At 43.6% G+C, this 22,120-nt stretch carries 18 protein-coding genes; 7 read left to right on the forward strand and 11 right to left on the reverse strand.

Going from position 1 to position 22,120, the window contains the following annotated elements; all coding sequences use genetic code 11:
- Nucleotides 1-74: 74 nt before the first annotated feature.
- The 3 genes from FTV34_RS09240 to trxA all read right to left on the reverse strand — a co-directional run bounded on the left by FTV34_RS09240 (nucleotide 75) and on the right by trxA (nucleotide 2,682).
- On the reverse strand, nucleotides 75-362 hold the full coding sequence (locus FTV34_RS09240) for a hypothetical protein (protein ID WP_179992970.1): 288 nt from the start codon (nucleotides 360-362) through the stop codon (nucleotides 75-77).
- Between the two features lie 403 nt (nucleotides 363-765).
- Complete coding sequence (gene rho, locus FTV34_RS09245) at nucleotides 766-2,034, reverse strand: transcription termination factor Rho (RefSeq protein ID WP_004783562.1); 1,269 nt, start codon at nucleotides 2,032-2,034, stop codon at nucleotides 766-768.
- Between the two features lie 321 nt (nucleotides 2,035-2,355).
- On the reverse strand, nucleotides 2,356-2,682 hold the full coding sequence (gene trxA / locus FTV34_RS09250; RefSeq protein ID WP_180011749.1) for a thioredoxin: 327 nt from the start codon (nucleotides 2,680-2,682) through the stop codon (nucleotides 2,356-2,358).
- Nucleotides 2,683-2,943: 261 nt separating this feature from the next.
- Between trxA and ppx the strand changes: the two genes are divergently transcribed.
- The 5 genes from ppx to FTV34_RS09275 are packed head-to-tail and all read left to right on the forward strand — an operon-like array spanning nucleotide 2,944 to nucleotide 8,068.
- A complete protein-coding gene (gene ppx, locus FTV34_RS09255; RefSeq protein ID WP_179992969.1) occupies nucleotides 2,944-4,464 on the forward strand; it encodes an exopolyphosphatase in 1,521 nt (506 codons plus the stop codon).
- Between the two features lie 34 nt (nucleotides 4,465-4,498).
- The gene (locus tag FTV34_RS09260) at nucleotides 4,499-5,323 is read left to right on the forward strand and encodes an acetyl-CoA carboxylase carboxyltransferase subunit alpha (protein ID WP_004783557.1); all 825 of its coding nucleotides are present in this window, start codon (nucleotides 4,499-4,501) and stop codon (nucleotides 5,321-5,323) included.
- Complete coding sequence (gene tilS / locus FTV34_RS09265; RefSeq protein ID WP_180069980.1) at nucleotides 5,260-6,633, forward strand: tRNA lysidine(34) synthetase TilS; 1,374 nt, start codon at nucleotides 5,260-5,262, stop codon at nucleotides 6,631-6,633. The genes FTV34_RS09260 and tilS overlap by 64 nt, the downstream gene beginning before the upstream one ends.
- 2 nt (nucleotides 6,634-6,635) lie before the next feature.
- Nucleotides 6,636-7,466, forward strand: a complete 831-nt coding sequence (gene proC, locus FTV34_RS09270; RefSeq protein WP_180011753.1) for a pyrroline-5-carboxylate reductase — start codon at nucleotides 6,636-6,638, stop codon at nucleotides 7,464-7,466.
- 32 nt (nucleotides 7,467-7,498) lie between these two features.
- A complete protein-coding gene (locus tag FTV34_RS09275) occupies nucleotides 7,499-8,068 on the forward strand; it encodes a YggT family protein (RefSeq protein WP_004783550.1) in 570 nt (189 codons plus the stop codon).
- A 148-nt stretch (nucleotides 8,069-8,216) separates the two neighbouring features.
- Here the strand turns inward: FTV34_RS09275 and polA are convergent, their stop codons facing one another.
- The gene (gene polA, locus FTV34_RS09280) at nucleotides 8,217-10,982 is read right to left on the reverse strand and encodes a DNA polymerase I (RefSeq protein WP_180011755.1); all 2,766 of its coding nucleotides are present in this window, start codon (nucleotides 10,980-10,982) and stop codon (nucleotides 8,217-8,219) included.
- Nucleotides 10,983-11,149: 167 nt separating this feature from the next.
- Here polA and FTV34_RS09285 point away from each other — a divergent pair, with 167 nt between their 5' ends.
- Nucleotides 11,150-13,855, forward strand: coding sequence for a DUF2339 domain-containing protein (locus FTV34_RS09285; RefSeq protein ID WP_180011757.1), 2,706 nt, complete (start codon nucleotides 11,150-11,152; stop codon nucleotides 13,853-13,855).
- A gap of 150 nt (nucleotides 13,856-14,005) precedes the next feature.
- Here FTV34_RS09285 and FTV34_RS09290 read toward each other — a convergent pair whose 3' ends face one another.
- Together FTV34_RS09290 and FTV34_RS09295 are read right to left on the reverse strand one after the other, a co-directional pair.
- Complete coding sequence (locus FTV34_RS09290) at nucleotides 14,006-14,929, reverse strand: mechanosensitive ion channel family protein (RefSeq protein ID WP_180011759.1); 924 nt, start codon at nucleotides 14,927-14,929, stop codon at nucleotides 14,006-14,008.
- A 9-nt stretch (nucleotides 14,930-14,938) separates the two neighbouring features.
- Nucleotides 14,939-15,760, reverse strand: coding sequence for a hypothetical protein (locus FTV34_RS09295; RefSeq protein ID WP_257218507.1), 822 nt, complete (start codon nucleotides 15,758-15,760; stop codon nucleotides 14,939-14,941).
- A 102-nt stretch (nucleotides 15,761-15,862) separates the two neighbouring features.
- On the opposite strand from FTV34_RS09295, the gene gspE reads away from it, so the two are divergent.
- Nucleotides 15,863-17,350 (forward strand): type II secretion system ATPase GspE, encoded by a 1,488-nt coding sequence (gene gspE, locus FTV34_RS09300; RefSeq protein ID WP_004783540.1) that lies wholly within the window; start codon nucleotides 15,863-15,865, stop codon nucleotides 17,348-17,350.
- Between the two features lie 173 nt (nucleotides 17,351-17,523).
- On the opposite strand, the gene FTV34_RS09305 is transcribed toward gspE, so the two are convergent.
- The 5 genes from FTV34_RS09305 to FTV34_RS09325 form a co-directional block, all read right to left on the reverse strand.
- The gene (locus FTV34_RS09305) at nucleotides 17,524-17,949 is read right to left on the reverse strand and encodes an organic hydroperoxide resistance protein (RefSeq protein WP_004783539.1); all 426 of its coding nucleotides are present in this window, start codon (nucleotides 17,947-17,949) and stop codon (nucleotides 17,524-17,526) included.
- Nucleotides 17,950-18,067: 118 nt separating this feature from the next.
- Nucleotides 18,068-18,895 (reverse strand): carbon-nitrogen hydrolase family protein, encoded by an 828-nt coding sequence (locus FTV34_RS09310; protein ID WP_180011761.1) that lies wholly within the window; start codon nucleotides 18,893-18,895, stop codon nucleotides 18,068-18,070.
- Nucleotides 18,896-18,915: 20 nt separating this feature from the next.
- Nucleotides 18,916-19,434: an anti-anti-sigma factor GigB gene (gigB, locus tag FTV34_RS09315; RefSeq protein ID WP_004783532.1), complete on the reverse strand. Its 519-nt coding sequence runs from the start codon at nucleotides 19,432-19,434 to the stop codon at nucleotides 18,916-18,918.
- A gap of 112 nt (nucleotides 19,435-19,546) precedes the next feature.
- A complete protein-coding gene (gigA, locus tag FTV34_RS09320) occupies nucleotides 19,547-20,515 on the reverse strand; it encodes an RsbU family protein phosphatase GigA (protein ID WP_180011763.1) in 969 nt (322 codons plus the stop codon).
- Between the two features lie 103 nt (nucleotides 20,516-20,618).
- Nucleotides 20,619-21,536, reverse strand: a complete 918-nt coding sequence (locus FTV34_RS09325) for a VacJ family lipoprotein (RefSeq protein ID WP_180011765.1) — start codon at nucleotides 21,534-21,536, stop codon at nucleotides 20,619-20,621.
- Nucleotides 21,537-22,120 lie beyond the last annotated feature (584 nt).

Raw genomic sequence — 22,120 nt, forward strand, 5'->3', positions numbered from 1 at the left:
TTTAATCTTTTATATTTCTAAACAAAAAAAAGAGAGCCAAAGGCTCTCTTTTTTGTACTGAATAATCGTAAAGATTATTGAGCAGCAGCTTCAGAAGCAGCAGTAGCTTGAGCAGCAGCGTCAGTAGCAACAGCAGCAGCAGCGTCAGCTTCAGCAACAGCAGCAGCGTCAGAAGCAGCAACTTCAGAAGTAGCTTCTACAGCAGCAGCGTCAGCAGCAGCTTCAGCTTCAGAAGCAGCTTCTACAGCTTCAGATGCAGCTTGGTTAGCGTCAGCAGCAGCGTCGTCAGCTTTTTTAGCACAACCAACGAAAGCTAAAGTAGTAGCAACTGCAGCAGCAATAGCGATTTTTTTGAATAACATGGCATCACTCTCTAAAAAATTGAGATTAAAAAAAACCAAAGTCAGGCTGTAATATGCTTTTATTATTCCTAATAGTGTTAGGGACTAACAACGCAGGAGCAGTCTAACTGGTCTGCAAATATGCTATCACTGCGCATTTTTAATTGCTACTAGGGGAACATCAAAAACAGTGAAAAAACGATAAAAATTAAGGGTTTTTTAACAGAAAATAACAATTAATTGAAAGATATAGATTGGAGAAAGGCTTATTAAGCTTATAAAAATTATACAGTTATTTATCTGTTTATTTTAATAATCAAAAACTTAAAAATAAGTTTACAGATATCTCATTACATTGTTTCATTGTGTAACATGCGTCAACCATAAAAAAAGGCCACCTTGAATGGTGACCTTTCCGATAATTTTAGTTCGATGCTTTGCGTTTCATTTGATCAAAGAAATCATCATTGGTCTTGGTTTCTTTCATGCGGTCAAGCAAGAATTCCATCGCGACCAGTTCATCTTGGGTATGCAGAAGTTTACGTAGAATCCAGACTTTACGAAGTTTGTCTTCGGACATTAAACGTTCTTCACGACGCGTACCGGATTTCTTGATATTCATCGCAGGGAAGACGCGTTTTTCCGCAATACGGCGATCTAGCGTGATTTCCTGGTTACCTGTACCTTTGAATTCTTCGTAAATGACTTCATCCATTTTACTGCCGGTTTCAATCAGTGCAGTAGAAATGATAGTAAGAGAACCGCCTTCTTCGATATTACGTGCCGCGCCGAAGAAACGTTTTGGACGTTCAAGTGCATGTGCATCTACACCACCAGTTAATACCTTACCTGATGAAGGAATCACAGTGTTATATGCACGTGCCAGACGGGTAATCGAATCCAGCAGAATCACCACATCTTTCTTGTGTTCAACTAAACGTTTGGCTTTTTCAATCACCATCTCAGCCACTTGAACGTGACGGGCAGGTGATTCATCAAAGGTAGAAGCGACCACTTCACCGCGAACGGTACGTTCCATTTCGGTGACTTCTTCAGGACGTTCATCAATCAGAAGGACAATCAGGAAACATTCAGGGTTATTACGAACAATCGATTGAGCGATGTTCTGTAATAGCATGGTTTTACCAGCTTTCGGTGGTGCAACGATAATTGAACGTTGACCTTTACCAATTGGTGCCACCAGATCGACGACACGTGCAGTTAAATCTTCAGTCGTACCATTACCAAGTTCCATCACTAATTGTTCAGTAGGGAACAATGGAGTTAAGTTTTCGAACAAGATCTTGTTACGTGAATTTTCCGGGGTATCGTAGTTAATCTGATTGACTTTCAGCAAAGCAAAATAACGCTCACCTTCTTTAGGCGGACGAATGGTTCCCGTAATGGTGTCACCGGTACGCAGGTTAAAGCGGCGAATTTGTGATGGGCTGACATAGATATCGTCAGGACCTGCCAAATAAGAGCCTGCTGCAGAGCGTAAGAAGCCAAAACCATCTGACAAAATTTCTAGAACGCCATCACCAAAAATCTCTTCGCCATTCATCGCATGGCGTTTTAAGATGGCAAAAATAATGTCTTGCTTACGGTTACGAGCCATACCTTCAAGGCCCATAAACTCGGCAATCTTGATGAGTTCGCCAATCGGTTTTTTCTTGAGTTCGGTTAAATTCATAGGTGGTCAGATAGAATCAAAGTTCTAAGGTATAGGTTAGAAAGGGAGTAACATTCGGCCGCATATAAGCATTCAAACGAAAGCAATTGAATTTGCACAAGAACAATTCAGAGGTCTGTTTGATTGTTTCAAAGAGAAATGTGAAAACAATTTCTATTGCCGAGCGGCATGTTATGTAATGTGTCTTGTAAGAAACTGACAGGATTTAGCATCCTTTATCTCTTGAAGTTGAAATATAAGAGAGAAACAGGTTTTTGTCAATTTATAGACGAAAAAAATACGCAACCTTTGGTCGCGTATTTTTAGTTGAACATTTAGTGCTTAGATATTTTGATCAATAAATGCAGTCAATTTAGATTTTGGTGCTGCACCGATTTGAGTCGCTACCACTTCACCATTTTTGAACATCAATAACGCTGGAATGTTACGAATATTGAAATTCACAGCAGTTTGTTCGCAAGATGTTACGTCAACTTTGACAATTTTCACTTTGCCTTGATATTCATCAGCCAGTACTTCAAGTACAGGGGCAATAGCTTTACATGGCGCACACCAGCCAGCCCAGAAATCAACCAGCACAGGAACGTCTGATTGAAGAACGTCTGCTTCGAAGTTTGCGTCAGTAGTGTTTACGGTGTTGCCAGACATGGAGTGCTCCAGAATTAATTTTATAAAGATAACTATAATTATTAGTATTACATAGCCATCTTTAACAATGTAGGGGAATCTGTAAATTTTCAAGCTTTAATGTTGTTTTGTCTAATGGATGATCACGATAGTCACCATCGCCTCATACAATTGTCCTATAAATGAAAAAAATAATTACGCGAAATTGTCCTGACAAATGGCTTTTAAATTGCATGGTTGTGAATTACTCTAAGCACAATTCTTAAAAGGTTTATTTCTAGAATGTCTGATTTTTTGATTGATGAAGAATTACTCGCAGCCATCGATATGGGATCAAACAGTTTTCATTTGGCGATTGCCCGGGTGGATCATGGCGAAGTGAAAAAAGTCGCATCAATGTCAGAAAAGGTTCAGCTTGCTGCGGGACTGGATGAAAATAAAAATTTGACTGAAGCCGCACAGCAGCGCGGTTTGGCTTGTCTGGCCCGGTTTGTCGGACGTTTGGGCTCGGTACAACCAAACCGTTTACGGATTGTGGCAACCAACGCATTACGTCAAGCTAAAAATGGTCATGAATTTATTCAGAAAGCGGCTGAAATTTTACCAAAACCGATTGAAATTATTGCTGGTCGTGAAGAAGCGCGTCTAATTTATCTCGGTGTGTCACATACCATGGCCAATACTGGCCGTCGTCTAGTAGTCGATATTGGTGGTGGGTCAACTGAACTCATCATTGGGGAAGAATTTGAACCCATTCATACCGAATCTGTGCAGATGGGTTGTGTGACTTTTACCAAGAAATTCTTTGCTGATGGTGAAATCACCCATAAAGCCTTTGATAAGGCAGTGACTGCGGCACGTAAAGAAATTTCAGGCATTGCCAATACTTATAAATCTGCCGGTTGGGATGCAGTCGTTGGTTCGAGTGGTACGATCAAAGCCTGTCGCCAGATCTGTGTCAATATGGGCTGGAGCAATGATAAAGAACAGCTCACCCGTGAAGGTCTGGAAAAACTTAAAGATAAATTATTCAAATATAAGCATGTTTCGGACATGGAGTTTGAAGGTCTGAAAGATGACCGTCGTGCAGTTTTACCTGCAGGAATTGCCATTTTATATGCAGTATTTGATGTACTGAATATCCCACATCTGGTCTATTCAGATGGCGCATTGCGTGAAGGCGTGATGTATGACCTCTTGGGTCGTTTCAAGCATGAAGATATCCGTGATCGTTCTGTTCATGCCTTAATTGGTCGTTATAATGCCGATGCCAAACAGGCCGAACGTGTAGTGCAGACTGCGCAAAAACTGTTTGATGATGTGGCTGGTGATCTCGGCCTGTATAGTGAAGACAGTGATTTACTTCGTCGTGCAGCTTATTTGCATGAAATTGGTTTAGCGATCAGTCATAGTGGTTATCACCGCCACGGTGCCTATTTATTGCAACATTCTGACATTGCCGGTTTTTCGCAGGTAGATCAGAATTATTTGTCACATTTGGTCGCACACCATCGCCGTAAATTGCGCGCTGATGCCAAGCATGATGTGATGAAAGTCGGTGGAACTAAACTTTTACAGCTGTGTTTGCTGTTGCGTCTGGCGGTTTTGGTCAATCACAGTCGTAGTGATGAGATGCTTCCTGCCATTGAACTCAAGGTCAAGAATGCGCAACAATGGCAGCTCAGCATTTCTGGTGATGCCAAACAATGGCCATTGCTGATTGCTGAACTGCATGATGAACAGGTGCAGTTTAAAAATTGGGAGATCGAGCTCTCGGTTCAATCTGAACAATTTGTTAATTAATACCTTTATATATAGGGATGAAAACGGTTGACCTATGAAAAATAAAGCTACCCCATCAAAAGCATGGACGACAGTACAGATTGCTCGTCATCCGGAACGTCCACAATTTCTGGACTACGTAGGTGAAATATTCACTGAATTTGATGCTTTGCATGGCGACCGTCTCTATGGTGATGATGGCGCAATGATCGGTGGTCTGGCACGTTTTGATGGACAACCGGTGATGATCGTGGGTCAGCACCGTGGTCGTAGTACCCGTGAAAAATTACAGCATAATTTTGGCATGAGTAACCCGGAAGGTTACCGTAAAGCTCAGCGTCTGCTGGATATGGCGGAACGTTTTAATCTGCCAGTCTTCACCTTTATTGATACCATGGGTGCATACCCAGGTGTGGGTGCGGAAGAGCGTGGTCAGGCTGAAGCGATTGCGTCAAGTTTGGCACAACTTTCTAATCTGAAAGTACCTGTAATTGCTACAGTTTTGGGTGAAGGTGGTTCAGGTGGCGCACTCGGCATTGGTGTTGCGGATCGTGTAGTGATGCTTTCTCACAGTATTTATTCAGTGATTTCACCAGAAGGTTGTGCATCTATTCTGTGGAAAACCGCAGAAAAAGCAGAACAGGCCAGTGAAGCTTTGGCATTGACTGCTGAAAAATTACAGAAGATGGGCATTGTTGAATACGTCGTTGATGAAGGTGAAGGCGCACATCTGGATCCGGATGAAGTCATGTACCAACTGAAAGCAGTCCTGAAAGAAGCTTTAAATGAACTGCAAGCAATGGAACCACAAGCACGATGCGAAGCACGTTACCAACGTTTAATGAAGTTTGGCAGCGACAATTTAGGTCTGGCATCTTAAAGCAACTGCAGGAATTTCCTGCAGAAACAAAATTTCTAATCGGATGCAGTGGCGGCGTAGATTCTATGCTGTTGCTGCATCTGATGTTTTTTTTGTGTCCGGAAAAAATCCGCGCGATTTATGTTGATCATCAATTACAAAGTATCAGCAATGAATGGGGCGCTTTTGTCCAGCAACAGTGTCAGCAACTAAATATTCCTTGCATCATTCAGCCCGTCCATGTTGCCAGCGGCAATCTGGAATCACAGGCTCGCCAATCGCGGTATCAAGCTTATTTACAGCATCTTCAGCCCGATGAAATTCTGGTCTTAGCCCATCATCAGCAAGATCAAGCAGAAACTTTGATGTTGCGCTTACTTTCTGGTGCAGGGATTGATGGTCTGGCTGCCATGAAAGCGATCGATATACGGACAGATTTAACCATCTGGCGGCCACTGCTGGATATTTCTCGTGAGCAGATTTGCCAATGGGCAGCAGATTTAAATATCCAGAATATTGAAGATCCAACTAATCAGGATACTCATTATGACCGTGCCTGGGCACGTCAGGTGCTGTGGCCAGTCTTAAGTCATCGCTATCCGAAAATGCAGTCTGCCTTGGCTCGTACCAGTGAACTGATGCAGGATGCACAAAACATTCTGCAAGAAGTATTAGAGCAGGATCTTAAACTCTGTGGTAACGCCGAAATTCTCGATCTATCTTCATTCTCAAGTTTATCCAAAGCACGGCAGCGTCAGTTACTCTCGGTCTGGATGAAAGGCGAGGGACAATATCGTCCCTCTCTGGACATGGTTGAGCGTGTACAGGCTGAAGTAATTGGAGCGAAACCAGATGCTCAAGCAGCGCTGCATTGGTCGGGTTATTACTATGTGCGTTATCAGCAGCAGTTGCATCGCCTAAAAGCTGAAGTTTATCTGGTTGACCAACAATCGACTGTAGCCGAACAGCAGATCATTTTACAGAATAAAGATCAGGTTCATCTTCCTTCTGGTCAATTCAGGATTCAAAGGGCTGAGATAGGATTATCTCCCACTTTATTAGGACAACCCTTGTATTTACGGCAACGGAAGGGGGGTGAAAAAATCCATCTCTATGGACGGGTGGGACACTGGCCGCTCAAAAAAGCTATTCAGGAAGCGCAAATATTTCCCTGGACTCGGCATACTATTCAAATATTAAGCACAGATAATGTTATGCTAGGCGTGTTTACACCTAAAGGATTTTGGTTAGCTCAATCTGCATATTGTGAAGCAGGGGGATGGCTACCCATTTCGGTTTCTTCAACTTTAGAATTCAACGACGAGCATTAAACATGAGTGCAGCTTTAAATTGTAATATTAGTTTTATTGGTGGCGGTAATATGGCTCAAGCCTTGATTGGCGGGCTGATTTCGCAGGGGTTGCCAGCAACGCGTATTACAGTTTCTGATCCGGTTGAGAAAGTACGCTCACTTCTTGCAGAAAAAGAAGTCAATGTCACCGATGATAATATTGCTGCTATTAAAGATGCGGATATCGTCCTGTTTGCAGTCAAACCACAGGTTTTAGCTGGTGTGTTAAAACCACTTCAAGGTTTACTTGATGGCAAGCTGGTGATTTCAATTGTTGCGGGTGCCGAGATTGTAACACTATCTGCGCTATTGGGTACTGATCGTATTGTCCGTGTGATGCCGAATACACCCGCATTGGTACAGACTGGTGCACATGGTTTATTTGCCAATGCAGAAGTTGGTAATGATGACCGTGAGCTGGCGAGTCAGGTTTTGGCTTCTACCGGTCTGACAATTTGGGTAAACTCAGAAGCTCAGATTGATGCCGTAACTGCAGTCTCTGGTTCAGGACCTGCTTACTTCTTCTATATGATGGAAAGCATGATTCGTGCAGGCAAGAATTTAGGTCTGGATGAAAAAGTAGCTACTGCATTGACATTGCAAACTGCTTTGGGGGCAGCGCAAATGGCGATCACCAGTTCGAATACACCGGCAGAGCTACGTAAGAATGTAACATCTCCGAATGGTACAACTCAGGCGGCATTGGAAGTGTTTGATCGCGCGCAGATTTCTCAGAATATTCAGGCAGCGCTTGCTGCTGCGCAAAAACGTAGTCAGGAACTGGCCCAAGAGCTCAGTGACAATAGCAAATAATCTATCAGTTTAATTTTTAGGAACGTTCAAGTATGGGTGCAAATTCTGCGCTAATTTTTGGCATTATCATTAACGTCGCGATTTTGCTCGTATTCTTCCGCTTTTTAATGCAATTAGCCGCGGTGAGTCCTTATAATCCTGTCGTTCTATCTACTGTCAAAGCGACTAAAATTGTAGATGTGTTTGGGCGTATTTTCCCAACTGCAGGTAAAGGCCGGGTGAATACTGCTGCACTGGCACTTTTGGTCGTGCTGTATTTGCTGAAAATTTTTGGCATCATGTATTTGTCTGGGGGAATGCCAAATGGTCCAATCCATTTGCTTATTCTAACCTTCGTTACCATGATGCAGGATTTGATCCGTTTCTGTCGTTACCTGATTTTTGCAACAATTATTTTGAGCTGGGTGGTGATGTTTACGCAATCCCGTTCACCTTATATTGAGGTAGTTCAGGAACTTGCAGAGCCATTATTGGCACCGTTCCGTCGTATCATGCCGAATATGGGAATGATCGATCTGTCTCCAATTCTGGCAATTTTGGCATTGATCGTAATTGAAATGATTATGAATCAGGTGGCAATTGTGTTGCTAACCGGTCTTTAATCAAACCCTAAAGAAAAAGGACGCTTAGGCGTCCTTTTTTATTTCAAGAAAATTCCCTCTCCTTGTAGGAGAGGGTTAGGGTGAGGTCTATAAATTTAAATAACCTCTATCCCAACCTTCCTCCTAAAAGGAGGAAGGAGCTTTAGTATTAATGCGCTTCATCCCAGTTCATGCCTTTACCGACTTCCACGACCAAAGGCACAGAGATTTCAATCACAGATTGCATCACTTCGGCCAGTTGAGGAGCCAGTTCATCTGCAATCGCTTCATCGACTTCAAATACCAATTCATCGTGCACTTGTAGCAGCATTTTGGCCTGATCTTTAGGTAGCATTTTATCAACCTCAATCATCGCCATTTTGATAATGTCTGCAGCTGAACCTTGTAATGGTGCATTAATCGCCGCACGTTCAGCGGCTTTGCGGACCATCATGTTACGGGCATCGATATCAGGTGTGTATAAACGGCGACCTAGAATAGTTTCAACGAAGCCTTGTTCCAATGCCACCTGACGGGTACGCTGCATATATTCATAAATTCCCGGATAGCGGCGGAAATACTGTTTGATATATTCCTGTGATTCCTGACGGGTGAAACCTAACTGACGGGTCAGACCAAATTCAGACATGCCATAGAGCAGACCGAAATTCACGGCTTTGGCCTGACGACGCTGATCATTGGTCACTTCTTCAAGCGGGATACCCAGAACTTCAGCTGCGGTACGGCGATGCACATCCTGTCCATGGTTAAAGGCATCTACTAGCGCATCATCCTGAGATAAATGTGCCATCAGACGCAATTCAATCTGTGAATAATCGGCTGCGAGTAAGACACGACCTTCAGGTGCAATAAAGGCCTTACGAATCTGACGTCCGATTTCCGCACGAATTGGAATGTTTTGCAGGTTTGGATCAGTAGACGATAAACGGCCAGTGGCTGTGAGTGCCTGATGATAACTGGTATGCACACGATGGGTTTCGTTATTGGCCTGTTTGCATAGACCATCGGTATAGGTACTTTTCAGTTTAGACAGACCGCGATATTCCAAAATCAGTTCAGCAATCGGGTGTTCCAGTTTTTCCAGTACACTTTCGCTGGTACTGTATTGACCGGTAGAGGTCTTTTTGCCACCTTTCAGGCCTAGTTTTTCAAATAGAACTTCACCGACCTGTTTTGGAGAGCTGACATTAAACGCTTCACCGGCTATTTCCGTGATCTGATTTTCTAGATTCTGCATGGTTTGAGCGAACTCACAACCGAGCTGATCCAGGAAAGCCAGATCCAGTCGGATGCCATTTTCTTCCATGCTGGTCAGCACACGCGCTACAGGCATTTCAATATTGTACAGAATATTGACCAGTTCAGGATAAGTCTGCAGCTTTTTGCTGAGTACTTCAAACAGGCGATAAGTCACATGCGCATCTTCTGCCGCATAATGCGCTGCAGTTTCGATCTCGATTTTATTGAAAGTTTTTTGTTTGGCGCCTTTACCCGCCACCTGTTCATAAGTGGTGGTTAAGTGGCTTAAGTACAGACGAGCCACATCATCCATACCGTGGCGAGTGGCAACTGAGTTCAATACATAAGAAGCCAGCATGGTATCAAAATACCAGCCCACCAGATGAATGCCGTGATTTTCCAGAACATGCGCATCATATTTCAGATGGTGGCCAATTTTCTGAATGGCTTCATTTTCTAGAATCGGTTTGATCTGAGCCAGAATTTCTTCACGATTGAGCTGTTCTGGCGCACCTTCATAATCATGTGCTAGCGGTACGTAATAGGCATCCTGGGCATCAAAAGCCACCGAAAAACCGACAATCTGTGCAATACGATAATCCAGACTGGTGGTTTCGGTGTCAAAAGCAAAGCGTTTTTCAGTGTTTAAACGTTCAAACAGCTTACTCCAATCTTCCTGAGTCAAGACGGTATGATAAGTCGCCTCTCCGAGCTGATCGTTATCACTGCTCAGTGTCGCCTGCTGCTCATCGGCTTCCTGAGGTTCAGGTGCTGCTTTGGCATTAATCGATTGAGTAGCTTGTTTATAATTACGGTTATTGGGATTATTTGGATGATCCAGTGATTGCAGCTGGTTACGGAATTCCAGTTCGGTATACAGATTACGCAAAGCTTCTACATTTGGATCCTGAAGTTTCAGGTCATCATAAGTGAAGCTTAAATCCAGATCGCAAATGATGCTGGCCAACTGATGATCCAGTGCAATGCCATCGGTATTGTCTTTAATATTCTGACCAACTTTACCTTTGATCTTGTCGACATTTTCCAGAATGCCACCAATCGAGCCATATTCATTGAGTAATTTGGCTGCAGTTTTCGCCCCAATCCCAGGCACACCCATAATACCGTCTGAGGCATCGCCCATCAGGGTCAGATAGTCAATGATCTGGTTTGGCCATACACCAAACTTTTCAAAAACCCCATCAACATCCATTGGTTTTTCTTTGAAACTGTCTTCCAGGGTCACTTTATCAGTCACCAGCTGTGCCATGTCTTTATCACCAGTCGAAATCAGCACCTGATGGCCTAAAGCTTCAGCACGTTTAGCCAGTGTACCAATAATGTCATCCGCTTCCGCACCTGGCAGCATATGCAGGGGAATGCCCAAAGCACGAATCAAGGCATGTAAGTATGGAATTTGCTGTGACAGTTCTTCCGGCATGCTCGGACGGTCACCTTTATAAATAGGTGATAGCTCGTGACGGAAAGTCGGTTCAGGCGTGTCGAAAATCACCGCCATATGGGTTGGCTGGGTACGGCGCATCAGTTTTTGAATAGCAGAAATCGCACCACGAATTGCATTGGTGTGCAGACCGGTTGACGTGGTTAATGGTGGTAGTGCATGAAAGGCACGAAATAAAAAGTAAGAGCCATCGACCAAGACAAATGGTGGCATGTAATCAATTCCTTATTCAAAAAACAGTTTTATTGTACGTGATTTTTACTGCACTCGCAGGAGCAAGTCGGTTTCTACAGCTTAGCGAATATCGGGTGAAGATGAAATAAGCAGTATAAGCTGTTGTATGATGACATGGTTAAGGAACGAGAACGAGAACGAGAAGAATGACGGCAGGGCAAAATGAATTGCGTATGATCTGGCTGATTAGTCTGGTAATTGTGGGAATAAGTGCATGGTATCTGGAATTGCAGATCGTGACTTATCTCACTGGTCTGGGTTTCCTGATCAGCGTGATGCAATATATCAGTGCCATTGAAGCGCCCGTGCGGGATCTGGCTGCACCGACGCAGGTGATTGTGCCAGCCAATTCTAAAATACCGCTATATATTTCTTCTATTATCGCCATTGTCGGAGGCGTGACTGAGCTCAACTGGCTGATGGGGATCGGCATTACCGCCTGGATTTTCTTTCTATTACGCTGGTTACAACGTTTGGAACGTAACATTGTCCAGTTGCAATCTCGTTACCGGTCAGCAGATCAGATACATCCAGAAATCACTCAACCCGATATTCCTTTACCCATTGCTGCTCAAGCTAGTCCAGAGCAACCACAATTGCTGGATCAGATCCAACAATGGATTTTTCGTGGAAATCCGGTTCTTAAAGCTGCGATCGCCATTTTGGTGATCGGAATCATTTTATTACTCCGTTTTGCGACAGAGCACTGGCAGCTGAGCTTGGCGGTGAAATTAGGACTGGTCGCTTTATCTGCTGTTGTTGTGACCGGATTGGGTTATACCCTGATCGCTAAAAACCGCAGTTTCGGTCTGGCACTGGAAGGCTTGGGATTAGGGGCACTATTTCTGACCTTGTTCTTTGCCTACTACAATCTGGTGATTGCCACGTTGCCACTGGCAGCTCTGGTGTTCTTGGTCATTTTAGCAATTACGCTGTACTTAAGCTTGAAACAGGAAAGTATTGAGCTGGCAGTTATGGCTTTATTCATTGCCTATCTGGCGCCGTTTACCTTGCCGACCCGAGATGCTTCTGCGGTTGAGTTCATCAGTTATTATCTGCTGATTAATATCGGCGTGCTGTTACTCAGCAGTTTGCGGCCTTGGAAAATCCTGAACCAGATTGCCTTTCTGGTCACAGTCATAGTAGGTGGGATGTATAGCCTGATTCATGGTCATACATACGAGCGTTATACCATGACCGCTCTGATTCTGGCACATAGTGCGGTATTCATCTGGCTGGGCTTTCGTTTTAGCCAGTTACTGGCTCGGCAGGATCTTTCGCGTTTTCGTTTAAAACCGGTTCTGGATCTTGTCCTGATTTTTGCTGCACCGATTACCGCATATATTTTCCTGTATCTGATTCATTTCAATCAGCCTGATCAGAAGCTTTGGCAAGCCGGGCTTAGTCTGTTATTTGCTGGGATATTTGCAATCTGTTGGACTTTAGTGCGTCGTAGAGAAAGTATTCAGGTCATTTCCCAAAGTTATCTCAGCTTGATGCTGATCTTTCTGGCTTTGGTTCCACCCATTTTATTGACAGAGCAGTGGAGCGTAGTGGGTTGGGCGGTTGAAGGAGCACTGATTTATCTCTGGGCATTGGAAAAGAATATTCGGGTTGCGCATTATCTGAGTATGGGACTGCTGATCATGGCAGGCTTCAGTAGTGTTTACTATCTGATTGAGCTTAATCCCACACCGCGGAAAATTTTCTGGATTCTCAGCTTCTGTTATGTCGCCGTCGTCTTCCTGAGTCAGCTTAAAGCCAAATACCGCCAGCAGCTCAATAGTTTAAGTATCAGTTTTCTGAGCACTCTCAGTTTTGCTGCGACCCTGATGTTGTTTGCCTTGCTTGAAGATGAGTTCGCTCATGAGCAGGCCTATATTTATAGTTTATTCAGTCTTGCACTGGGTTATACGGTTCTAAGTGAAATCATACAGCGCAAGCATCAGGAATGGTGCTGGTTATTGCCAAAATGGAGCGGTCTTACGCCATTGGTGATCATTGCGATTTTGCTGGCTGTTGATTATAGCGAAAATGGGATTCTGGTCTGGCCAAGTGCTTTGGAGCGTGGAATCTTTGCACTTTCATCATTATTGCTGGCTGCTTTATGGTTAAGACCGGTGAAAGGAATTGATTTATCCAAAGAGTGGATGAGCTTTGGGGTATTTGCCAGCCTGACTTTGGCTAGTGTATGCCTAATACCGAGCATGCCTTATCTCAGTATGGTAATTCTGCCTTTGGTATTCTGGTTCTGGTGTTATCGACGAAAAGAAAATTCAGAGTGGCGCTTACTCTGGCAGAGTAAAAACTGCTTAGTGTTAATGGGAGCTTGGTTAATATGCTCACAGCTGTTTAACCAGCAAGCTTTCCAATATTACTGGTTACCTCTATTCAATCCATTTGATCTGATCAGTCTGGCCATGCTTGCCAGTTTCCTGTGGATGCTGTTGCAGCAGATTCGGGCAGGACACGATCGCGGGATGATGTCGGTACTGATGGTACTAAGCCTGTTATGGCTGTCGAGCTATATTGTATTACGGGCCTTACATATCTATCTGCAAACACCATTCAATAGCCTGGAATTGTGGAGTAATGCCACAGTACAGTTAAGCCTGACGATTCTTTGGGTATTGCTGGCCTGGGCGACTATGTGGACGGCTACGCTAAAAAGGCTTAAACCGATGTGGATTTTAGGAGGCAGTATTCTGGTAATCGTCAGCTTGAAGCTGGTGTTATTCGACTTATCTCATACCGGTACACTGACACGTGTGATTTCATTCTTGCTGGCCGGTGGGGTCATGCTACTGATTGCGTATATAGCACCAATGCCGGATGGGGAGAAAAGGGTTTGAATCTAAATTACTCGATTTGAGCGTTAATTTAATCTCCCCAAACCCTGAACGAGCTTAAAGCACTGCTTTAAGCGATATGTAAAAGAAAGACAGGCTTTTTATGACAGTTCCTCCCTTAGTAAAGGGAGGTGAGGAGTGATTTAGAAAAAGTTATTTTAAATCCGGCTTTCTCTTCAGCTCCTTCTCATTGGCATATTGATCAACGTCTTCATTTTCCAGTGGGCGAGCCAGTGGATGATCAACAAAGCCCATTTTCGGTACCGGAATTTCAATCTGGTTATCGAGAAAGCCATTTCGAATCCGTTCCTGCATTTCATCACGGACTTTCAGATAATTTTCCTGCTGACACCAAATCGCAAACAAAAGTTCAATCGAAGATTCACGGAAGGCGGTGACTGTGACTGCAGGCTTTGGATCGGCCAGAACCAGTGGATATTTATTGGCAACATCAAGCAGTACTTCACGCACCTTGATGATGTCTTCATGGAAATTAATAGCCAAGGTAATCGGAATACGCCGGATTGGAAACTTGGACAAGTTGTGTACCGGAGCCCGAATCAGTTGTTCGTTCGGCAAGCGTACATAAATATTGTCTTGGGTAAGTAGTTTAACCGAGAGCAGATCAATCGAAATCACTTCACCTTCAACGGTATGTCCACGAATCAGTGTAATCTGAATGGTATCACCTACTTCAAAAGATCCTTCACCAATCAGGAAGATACCGCTGATCAGGTTGGATGCAGAGGTTTGGGATGCGAAACCCAGTGCGACGGTTAAAATACCTGCTGCACCGAGAAAGACACTGAGTTTAAATCCGGCTTCCTTCAAACTCGCCATCACAAACAGCAGGAAAATAAAGTAGAAAATCCCGCGGCGCCAGACCATTTGCTGATGCGCATTAAAGCGTATACCAATAGTACGGATAAAAGCATTCGAAAAAAAACGTGCGATCAGGAAACCAATAAAACACAGCACAACCGCGACGACGATTTCAGTCAGGCGATCGGTATTAATATTGGTAAATACTCCCTTGAGACTGTTGGTGACTTCGGTTGGAATATTCGAATTTGGCATCACACGCTCTTAGAAAAATGAATCAAACATATTAAATAAATTTCCCGCCGGATCACGCGGTGGGTGTAAATAATCCACTTCACCCGCATTGGGCGGGGTACGGTTTTCCACCCGGATCCGGGGTGGGCGATCCAGACCTTCATGCAAAACCTTAATCTGCGAGGTCCACAGACGTTCAGTGCTGGCACTATAAAAGAGAGGCAATGCAGGTACTGGAACATTCATCCGATCGAAACGCAGTTGCTGCTGACTGGTATTATGAAACTCAATTGGAGTCACAGCACGGAATGCACGAGGACGTAATTGTTGCAATTCAGTCCGGCCATCGACTGCGGTAGCATAGCAAATTTCACCGGAACGATGATTGGGTCCAAACCAGGTATCTTTCGGTAAAATCACTGGAAGATCAAAAATCGGTTCACGTTGACCTTCGACAAAACCGGCAATCCATAGCGGGGTGCTAATATAGAGCGTTCCACGTTGACCGGCCGGAATATAAATTGGATCAACCGGTTTAATCACCACTGAGCGATTCGCCAGACGAGGCATAAGCTGTAACTTGCTTTGGGTAGATTTGAACATATAGCGTTCAATTTTCACCGGGGTCGGGAATGCAAATAGTGGATCACTAATCTGATGCCATTGCTGTTCATAATCGTACTGCACCGTCGGACGATAATATTCCAGTCGCCATTCTTGCAAGCCTCGGGTCAAACGAAACAGCAGAGAGCCAAATTGCCAGGCCTTGGACTCGTTAATTTCAAAACTTTGCTCTCCCCACCATTGAATTCTGGGAGACTGCAGGTTTAATTCCTCTTGATCTTGCGGCAATGTTGGCATCCTTTCTTGCTAAATCTTTGAAAACATACTTCACGCTGTCATATGCTTAGAGTACACTCAATTTAAATTTTTTCATCATTATTATAATCTGCGATGCAAGTACTGAAACAATTACAAATCCCGTATAGCTTTGCGAAACGTCATGGTGTGCTATTGCGTTATGAGGGAGATCAGGCTTTTATTGTCCGTCGTGACAATACATCTATGCTTGCATTACAGGAAGCACGCCGTTTGCTGGGTCATCCGGCCCAGTATCAACATTGTACAGAACAAGAATTCAATCAGTTACTCAGTTCCAGTTTTGCCGGCGATAGTGGTGAGTCACAGCAGGTCGCGGCTGGTCTGGAAGATCACCCGGATTTATTAAGCCTTGCTGATTCGGTCCCTGAAGCCGAAGATCTGATGGATCAGGAGGATGATGCGCCTATTGTCCGTCTGATCAATGCCTTGTTGTCTGAAGCAATCCGGGTTGGAGCTTCAGATATTCATGTGGAATCTTTCGAAAAACGACTTTCCGTACGCTTGCGTGTCGATGGGCAGTTGCGTGAAATTGTGCAGCCACGTCGTGAGCTGGCGCCATTACTGGTATCACGGATCAAGGTGATGGCCAAGCTGGACATTGCAGAAAAACGTATTCCTCAGGATGGACGTATTTCCTTGCGTCTGGCAGGGCGTGAAGTCGATGTCCGTGTTTCAACCTTGCCATCCTCTTATGGGGAGCGGGTGGTGATGCGATTGCTAGACAAACAGGCTGGCCGTCTAAATATGACTCATCTGGGCTTGATGAATAACGATTATGATCGACTCAAGACCCTGGTGCATCGTCCTCATGGCATTATTCTGGTGACTGGACCTACCGGTTCGGGTAAGACCACTACCTTATATGCAGCACTTTCTGATCTAAATGATGGTTCCAAAAATATCCTGACGGCTGAAGATCCGGTGGAATATCAGTTAGAAGGGATTGGTCAGACCCAGGTAAATACCAAAGTCGATATGACTTTTGCCCGTGCATTAAAAGCTATGCTGCGTCAGGATCCGGATGTGGTGATGGTGGGGGAAATCCGTGATCTGGAAACCGCGGAAATTGCAGTTCAAGCCTCACTGACGGGTCACCTGGTATTGTCAACGCTGCATACCAATACTGCGATTGGTGCAGTGACCCGTTTAAAAGACATGGGAATTGAGCCATTCTTGCTATCCAGCTCCTTAATTGGGGTAGTTGCTCAGCGTCTGGTACGTACCTTATGTCCGCATTGTGCGACCTGGAAGGATGCGGATGCATTTGAAAAGAATCTGTTTGAACATATTGAGCATCCACAGGATTTAAGATTACCTCAACCGCACGGTTGTGAACGGTGTGGTAATACCGGCTTTAGTGGACGTACCGCCATTTATGAAATTGTACCGGTTGATGAGCATATGCGCCGTCTGATTCATGGTAATGCGGCTGAATATGAGCTGGAAACCTATGCACGTCAGCAATCTGGTTCAATTCGCGATGATGGTTTACGTAAAGTGCTGGCTGGAAAAACCACGATTGAAGAAGTTTTGCGTGTAACCAATGAGGCGGCAGAGTAAATTTTTATTCGATGGGATAGGAAGGCACAGTTTTCTTAAGTAAATATCTCAAGTGATCATTTTTCTATGAAATAGCACAAAGTAATTTTGATTAAAATTTTATAAGAATAATCAGCTCTATCCTGAAATGACTTCTGATTTTTCAGGATAGAGAGTGGAATGCTTATGTAGACTTAGGTGATGACATTCAAAGTAACATCAATATTGTTTCGGGTTGCATTTGAATAAGGACAAACGATGTGTGCGGCATCGACCAGCTTTTGAGCTTCGTCCTGTTCCATTCCTTCTAAATGAATATTTAAAGTCACTTCAATGCCAAAACCGGTAGGAATCGGACCAATGCCAACTTCACCTTCAATATAGGCATCTTTGCTAATATTGATTTTATCCCGGTTGGCAACAAACTTCATGGCACCTAAAAAACAGGCTGAATAACCTGCAGCGAACAATTGTTCAGGATTGGTCCCGCCACCTGGGCCACCCATTTCCTTGGGCACTGCCAGTTTCACATCCAGAATCTGATCGTCAGAGGTTGCACGGCCATCTCGACCGCCTGTAGCTTTGGCACGTGCGGTATATACTGCTTTTTCTAATGACATGAGAGTATTTCCTGCTTGTTCTTTTATGGAACTTCTATGCTCCATAATTTCTAGGGAAGAATAAGCAGGGATTTTGTTAATTTATGCAAGCGAATGAGAATGCGGTAAAAAGTCTGACTTAAGAGAACTTTAGTAGCTTGCGATGCTGCATGAGTGGCATAGACTCACGCACTTTGGCCTGCCCAGTCAAATCAAAATCAACCGTAATAATCTGTGCGCCTTCCGCATGCACCATATCGAGAAGTTGACCACGGCTGTTTGTGGCAGCGGCATGTCCCCAAGTTTGACGTTTTTCACCATGCCAACCCTGTTGAGCAGCACCGAGAACTGTGCATTGGGTATCCATAGCACGTGCTTGCAATAATAATTGCCAGTGCATTTGGCCAGTGGTGTAAGTAAAGGCAGATGGCGCAGTTAAAATATTCGCGCCTTGGGCACGTAAATGAAGCGCAAGTTCAGGAAAACGCAGGTCATAGCAGACCATCATACCGATATTGCCAAAAGGTGTTTTCGCAACAACAACATCGGTACCTGGTTCAAAGAATTGGGATTCCTGATAGCCACCAACAGCATCACCAACCTGTACATCAAAGAGGTGAATCTTGTCATAGCGGGCTTCAGTTTTTTCAGGGCTGATACACAGACTCACGGTTCGAACCCGACCATCTTCAATAATCGAACCATCAGGACGATAAGGGCAGGGTAATGTCCCTGCGATAATCCAGATCTGATATTGATGAGCCAATTGTTCCAAGCGTTGTTGAATGCTCTCGAACTGAGCAGCAGTTTCGCGCTGCTTACCAGCAGCAAAACAGACGAAATTTTCAGGAAAGACAATAAGTTCAGCGCCTTTTGCTTTACTTTGTTGAATTAATGATTCGATGGTTATGAAATTTTGCTCAATTTCATTCTGGGAATTCATCTGTGCAACAGAAAGTAAGGTCATAGGGATTCCTTATTGTGTATTCATACCTTTTGTTCAGACACTTGATCTAGATTATCTTGTTCTTTTTGCAACTGTTTGACCAAGGGCTCAAACATATTCTGGTTGCTCTGATTTAACCGCATTAAAGTCTTATGTGCATCTAGAACAGTTTTCAGCATTGCCTGATGCGTCACATGTTCTTCCATCAGTTTACGCGTACATACATTTGAATCACCGCAGTAATCCAAAATGACAAAAACCTGCCCCAAGCCCATACTGTTGGCCAGAGTCGTGATATCAGAGTTAGTTGACAACATCACCGCCTGGATCTTATGGAGCTGCTTAAGTTTAAGTCCTAATTTTGCTAGGACACCCAGTACAGTGCTGTCAATAAAGCTGGTTTCAGTCAGATCAACAATTGCGCCAACAACGTTGTCCTGCTGCTCAAGTTTGTTCAGTAATTTGTCTAGACTAATACAAGATTGGGCCCGCACTTCGCCGATAAGCTTAAAAATATGCGTTCCATTCAAGCTTGCATATTCAACATGACCTGTTGACATATAAATGCCATTTGCAGAGAAGGATATTAAATTATCCCATAGGGTCTATAGATACTCAAGTAGCTGAAAGTCGCAATCAAATTAAGTGCTTATAAAGCTTGTGATTATACTGCTATTTCACTCTTATAAAGCTGAGAATGGCAATATCGTCGGCGACATGTTCGGGTGCTTCGAAAGATTCGTTCTGTAAGTGATGCAATAATTGGGAAAATTGTTCATTCAGACCGCCGCTAAACGGTTCCAATGCCCCATCTGAACAGATAATGAAACGTGCATTGCGGCTGAGGATATATTCATTTTCTTCTACCTCAAGATCTTCAGTGAGGCCAAGAGGAAAGCTGCTGGATGACAGGATTTTTGGTTCCTGATTCGGTTCAAAGATAATCGGAGGAGGATAGTGGCCAGCACTGGACCATTTCAAAACATGGCTTTCCAGGTTCAGAATTCCGGCAATCATGGTGATATGCTTTTCGATATTTTCCTGAACCAGCATCCCGTTCAGCTTCTTGATCAGCTCACGAGGTGTTTTCGAACGTCCATGAAAGGCTGCCATCCAGGACGTTAATAAACTGCTGGTAACGCCATGACCAGAAACATCTGCAAGATAGAAAATGACTTCTTTATCGCTGATTTTCCAGTAATCGTACCAATCGCCAGATAAATAGGCAGAAGGCTGAAAATAGGTTTCAACCGCATAATTGGTCAATTCAATTTCATTCGGTAGCAAACGTTTTTGTAACTCTGCCGCTGAAGGAAGATCACGACTATCCTGATTACGCTTATATTGCGCATCAATTTTTTGTAATGCGATATCGGGTTGTTCAGGCAGTTTATTCCAGATCCAGCCTGCCAAAGCGCCTTGTTCCCAAGCTTGTGCCAAGGCTGTTCCTTCATTTTTCAGCGCTAATACTACAGTCGGAAGGTTCCACTTGTATTTCAGATAATCATGTACATCTGCAATGGCAATAATCGTTGCATCGTACAACTCGTGATCTTCCAGCTTGATTACTTGAACATGCGGAAGCTTCTCAAGCACTTGATCTAAATAAGGAATATCGCGAGTAGGTTGAATGAAATACATAGACAGGTAGTTCGATCCTGGAATGAGTTATAAGATGTACTATAACAAGCAAATGATTGCTAGCGAAAAGTTTTCGCTAGCAAATCAACATTGAGCTTTGGTTTCAAAGGTCATCACTAGAAGATTCAGTCTCATTTTCATCGAAAGATTCATCCTCAAGATTTTCATCATCAAAGTCATCTTCAAGGAATAAAGATTCCTGTTCCAGACCTTTTTTCTGGGCGATCATATAATTAGTGCGTTGCAAATAAATATCGCGAATTTGTGCATAACGATCACCTGTTAACACACCTTCAATATCAAGTAATTCTGCACGATTATCAATTGCACGCCAGAATTGATCACCCCAATACAAGCCTTCATCATCTTCAAGAATATATTTCTGTGGACGGGTCTGGCTATCGACTGCCATACCGAAAGTATCACGCACAGAACTTGGGCCCAGGAACGGTAACATCACATAAGGGCCAGAAGGTACACCATAATAACCTAGTGTGATCCCGAACTTTTCATCTTCATGATCCAGTCCCAGACGCCGGGCAGGATCTGCCAGACCTAAAGTGGTTAAAGTATTAATGGTAAAACGACCCAAAGATTTTGCTGCACGAGCAGGCCGGCCCTGAATCAACTGGTTTACCGCATTCCATGGTTCACCTAAATTGCTACGGAACTGGGTATAGCTGCCGCGCACATCTTGAGGAACCTTTTCCTGATACTGAACCGCAATGGGGCGAACGACTGCCTGATCGATTGCATCATTAAATTGATAGACCTTTCTATTCCAGCCCTGGAAAGGATCTTTAACTTCTTCAGCCTGTGCGGCACTAGCATCGACTTTTAGCTGGGTTTGCAGATGACTCACCTTGGAAGATATTTTTTCTCTGAGTGGAACCGTAGCAGTAGTAGCAGAAGATTCAGTTTCTATTTCAGTCTGTTCAGCCTGAGTAGTGTCTTCAGCAAAAATTAATGGGCTAGAGGCCAAAGAAAATAAGCATAAAGATAAATAAATAGAGCGATGCATAAGGAAACCCCAAAGCCTTGTTCTGAGTATAGTGGCGTTGTTTAACCCGGAATAATAAACTGTATTACTAGGAATAGGCGTAATTTAAGCAAAATTGTATAATAAATGAATAAAAACTTCATAAAAGGCTAAAAAATAGACATGCGGTAAGATTTATTTGAAAAAGGTATTGCAAGCCCCCTGAAATACTGTAGAATGCACATCCATCGGCGGTGATGAAGATTAAAACTTCTGATAAAACAGTAACTTAGCATGAGATGGTTGAGTTGGGTTTTAGAAAGAAAGTTTAAAAATAATTTTCATTACTGGTTGACTTTCTAGAGATAGAGAGTAATATAGCCGACCTAGCTTGCTACTGACGAAGTAGCAAGAAGATCATTAAGAGATTATGAAGAACAACTTGTGTGGATTTTTACTGGTTGATTGATCGAAATTATTTTCATTGATTGAATGGTAGAAATTACTCGAAGTTTATTTGAGAAATATTTGTCAGAAAATTGATGAGCCAAGTTTAAGAACTTTACTTATAAAGTTCGAAATGATTTTAACTGAAGAGTTTGATCATGGCTCAGATTGAACGCTGG

The sequence above is a fragment of the Acinetobacter sp. YH16038 genome, from assembly GCF_013417275.1.
Lineage (GTDB): Bacteria > Pseudomonadota > Gammaproteobacteria > Pseudomonadales > Moraxellaceae > Acinetobacter.

What these genes read in the sequence shown, in the direction of transcription:
- FTV34_RS09240 (WP_179992970.1), bottom strand. Translation starts at nt 362, where the DNA reads ATGTTATTCAAAAAAATCGCTATTGCTGCTGCAGTTGCTACTACTTTA.
- rho (WP_004783562.1), bottom strand. Translation starts at nt 2,034, where the DNA reads ATGAATTTAACCGAACTCAAGAAAAAACCGATTGGCGAACTCATCAAG.
- trxA (WP_180011749.1), bottom strand. Translation starts at nt 2,682, where the DNA reads ATGTCTGGCAACACCGTAAACACTACTGACGCAAACTTCGAAGCAGAC.
- ppx (WP_179992969.1), top strand. Translation starts at nt 2,944, where the DNA reads ATGTCTGATTTTTTGATTGATGAAGAATTACTCGCAGCCATCGATATG.
- FTV34_RS09260 (WP_004783557.1), top strand. Translation starts at nt 4,499, where the DNA reads ATGAAAAATAAAGCTACCCCATCAAAAGCATGGACGACAGTACAGATT.
- tilS (WP_180069980.1), top strand. Translation starts at nt 5,260, where the DNA reads ATGCGAAGCACGTTACCAACGTTTAATGAAGTTTGGCAGCGACAATTT.
- proC (WP_180011753.1), top strand. Translation starts at nt 6,636, where the DNA reads ATGAGTGCAGCTTTAAATTGTAATATTAGTTTTATTGGTGGCGGTAAT.
- FTV34_RS09275 (WP_004783550.1), top strand. Translation starts at nt 7,499, where the DNA reads ATGGGTGCAAATTCTGCGCTAATTTTTGGCATTATCATTAACGTCGCG.
- polA (WP_180011755.1), bottom strand. Translation starts at nt 10,982, where the DNA reads ATGCCACCATTTGTCTTGGTCGATGGCTCTTACTTTTTATTTCGTGCC.
- FTV34_RS09285 (WP_180011757.1), top strand. Translation starts at nt 11,150, where the DNA reads ATGACGGCAGGGCAAAATGAATTGCGTATGATCTGGCTGATTAGTCTG.
- FTV34_RS09290 (WP_180011759.1), bottom strand. Translation starts at nt 14,929, where the DNA reads ATGCCAAATTCGAATATTCCAACCGAAGTCACCAACAGTCTCAAGGGA.
- gspE (WP_004783540.1), top strand. Translation starts at nt 15,863, where the DNA reads ATGCAAGTACTGAAACAATTACAAATCCCGTATAGCTTTGCGAAACGT.
- FTV34_RS09305 (WP_004783539.1), bottom strand. Translation starts at nt 17,949, where the DNA reads ATGTCATTAGAAAAAGCAGTATATACCGCACGTGCCAAAGCTACAGGC.
- FTV34_RS09310 (WP_180011761.1), bottom strand. Translation starts at nt 18,895, where the DNA reads ATGACCTTACTTTCTGTTGCACAGATGAATTCCCAGAATGAAATTGAG.
- gigB (WP_004783532.1), bottom strand. Translation starts at nt 19,434, where the DNA reads ATGTCAACAGGTCATGTTGAATATGCAAGCTTGAATGGAACGCATATT.
- gigA (WP_180011763.1), bottom strand. Translation starts at nt 20,515, where the DNA reads ATGTATTTCATTCAACCTACTCGCGATATTCCTTATTTAGATCAAGTG.
- FTV34_RS09325 (WP_180011765.1), bottom strand. Translation starts at nt 21,536, where the DNA reads ATGCATCGCTCTATTTATTTATCTTTATGCTTATTTTCTTTGGCCTCT.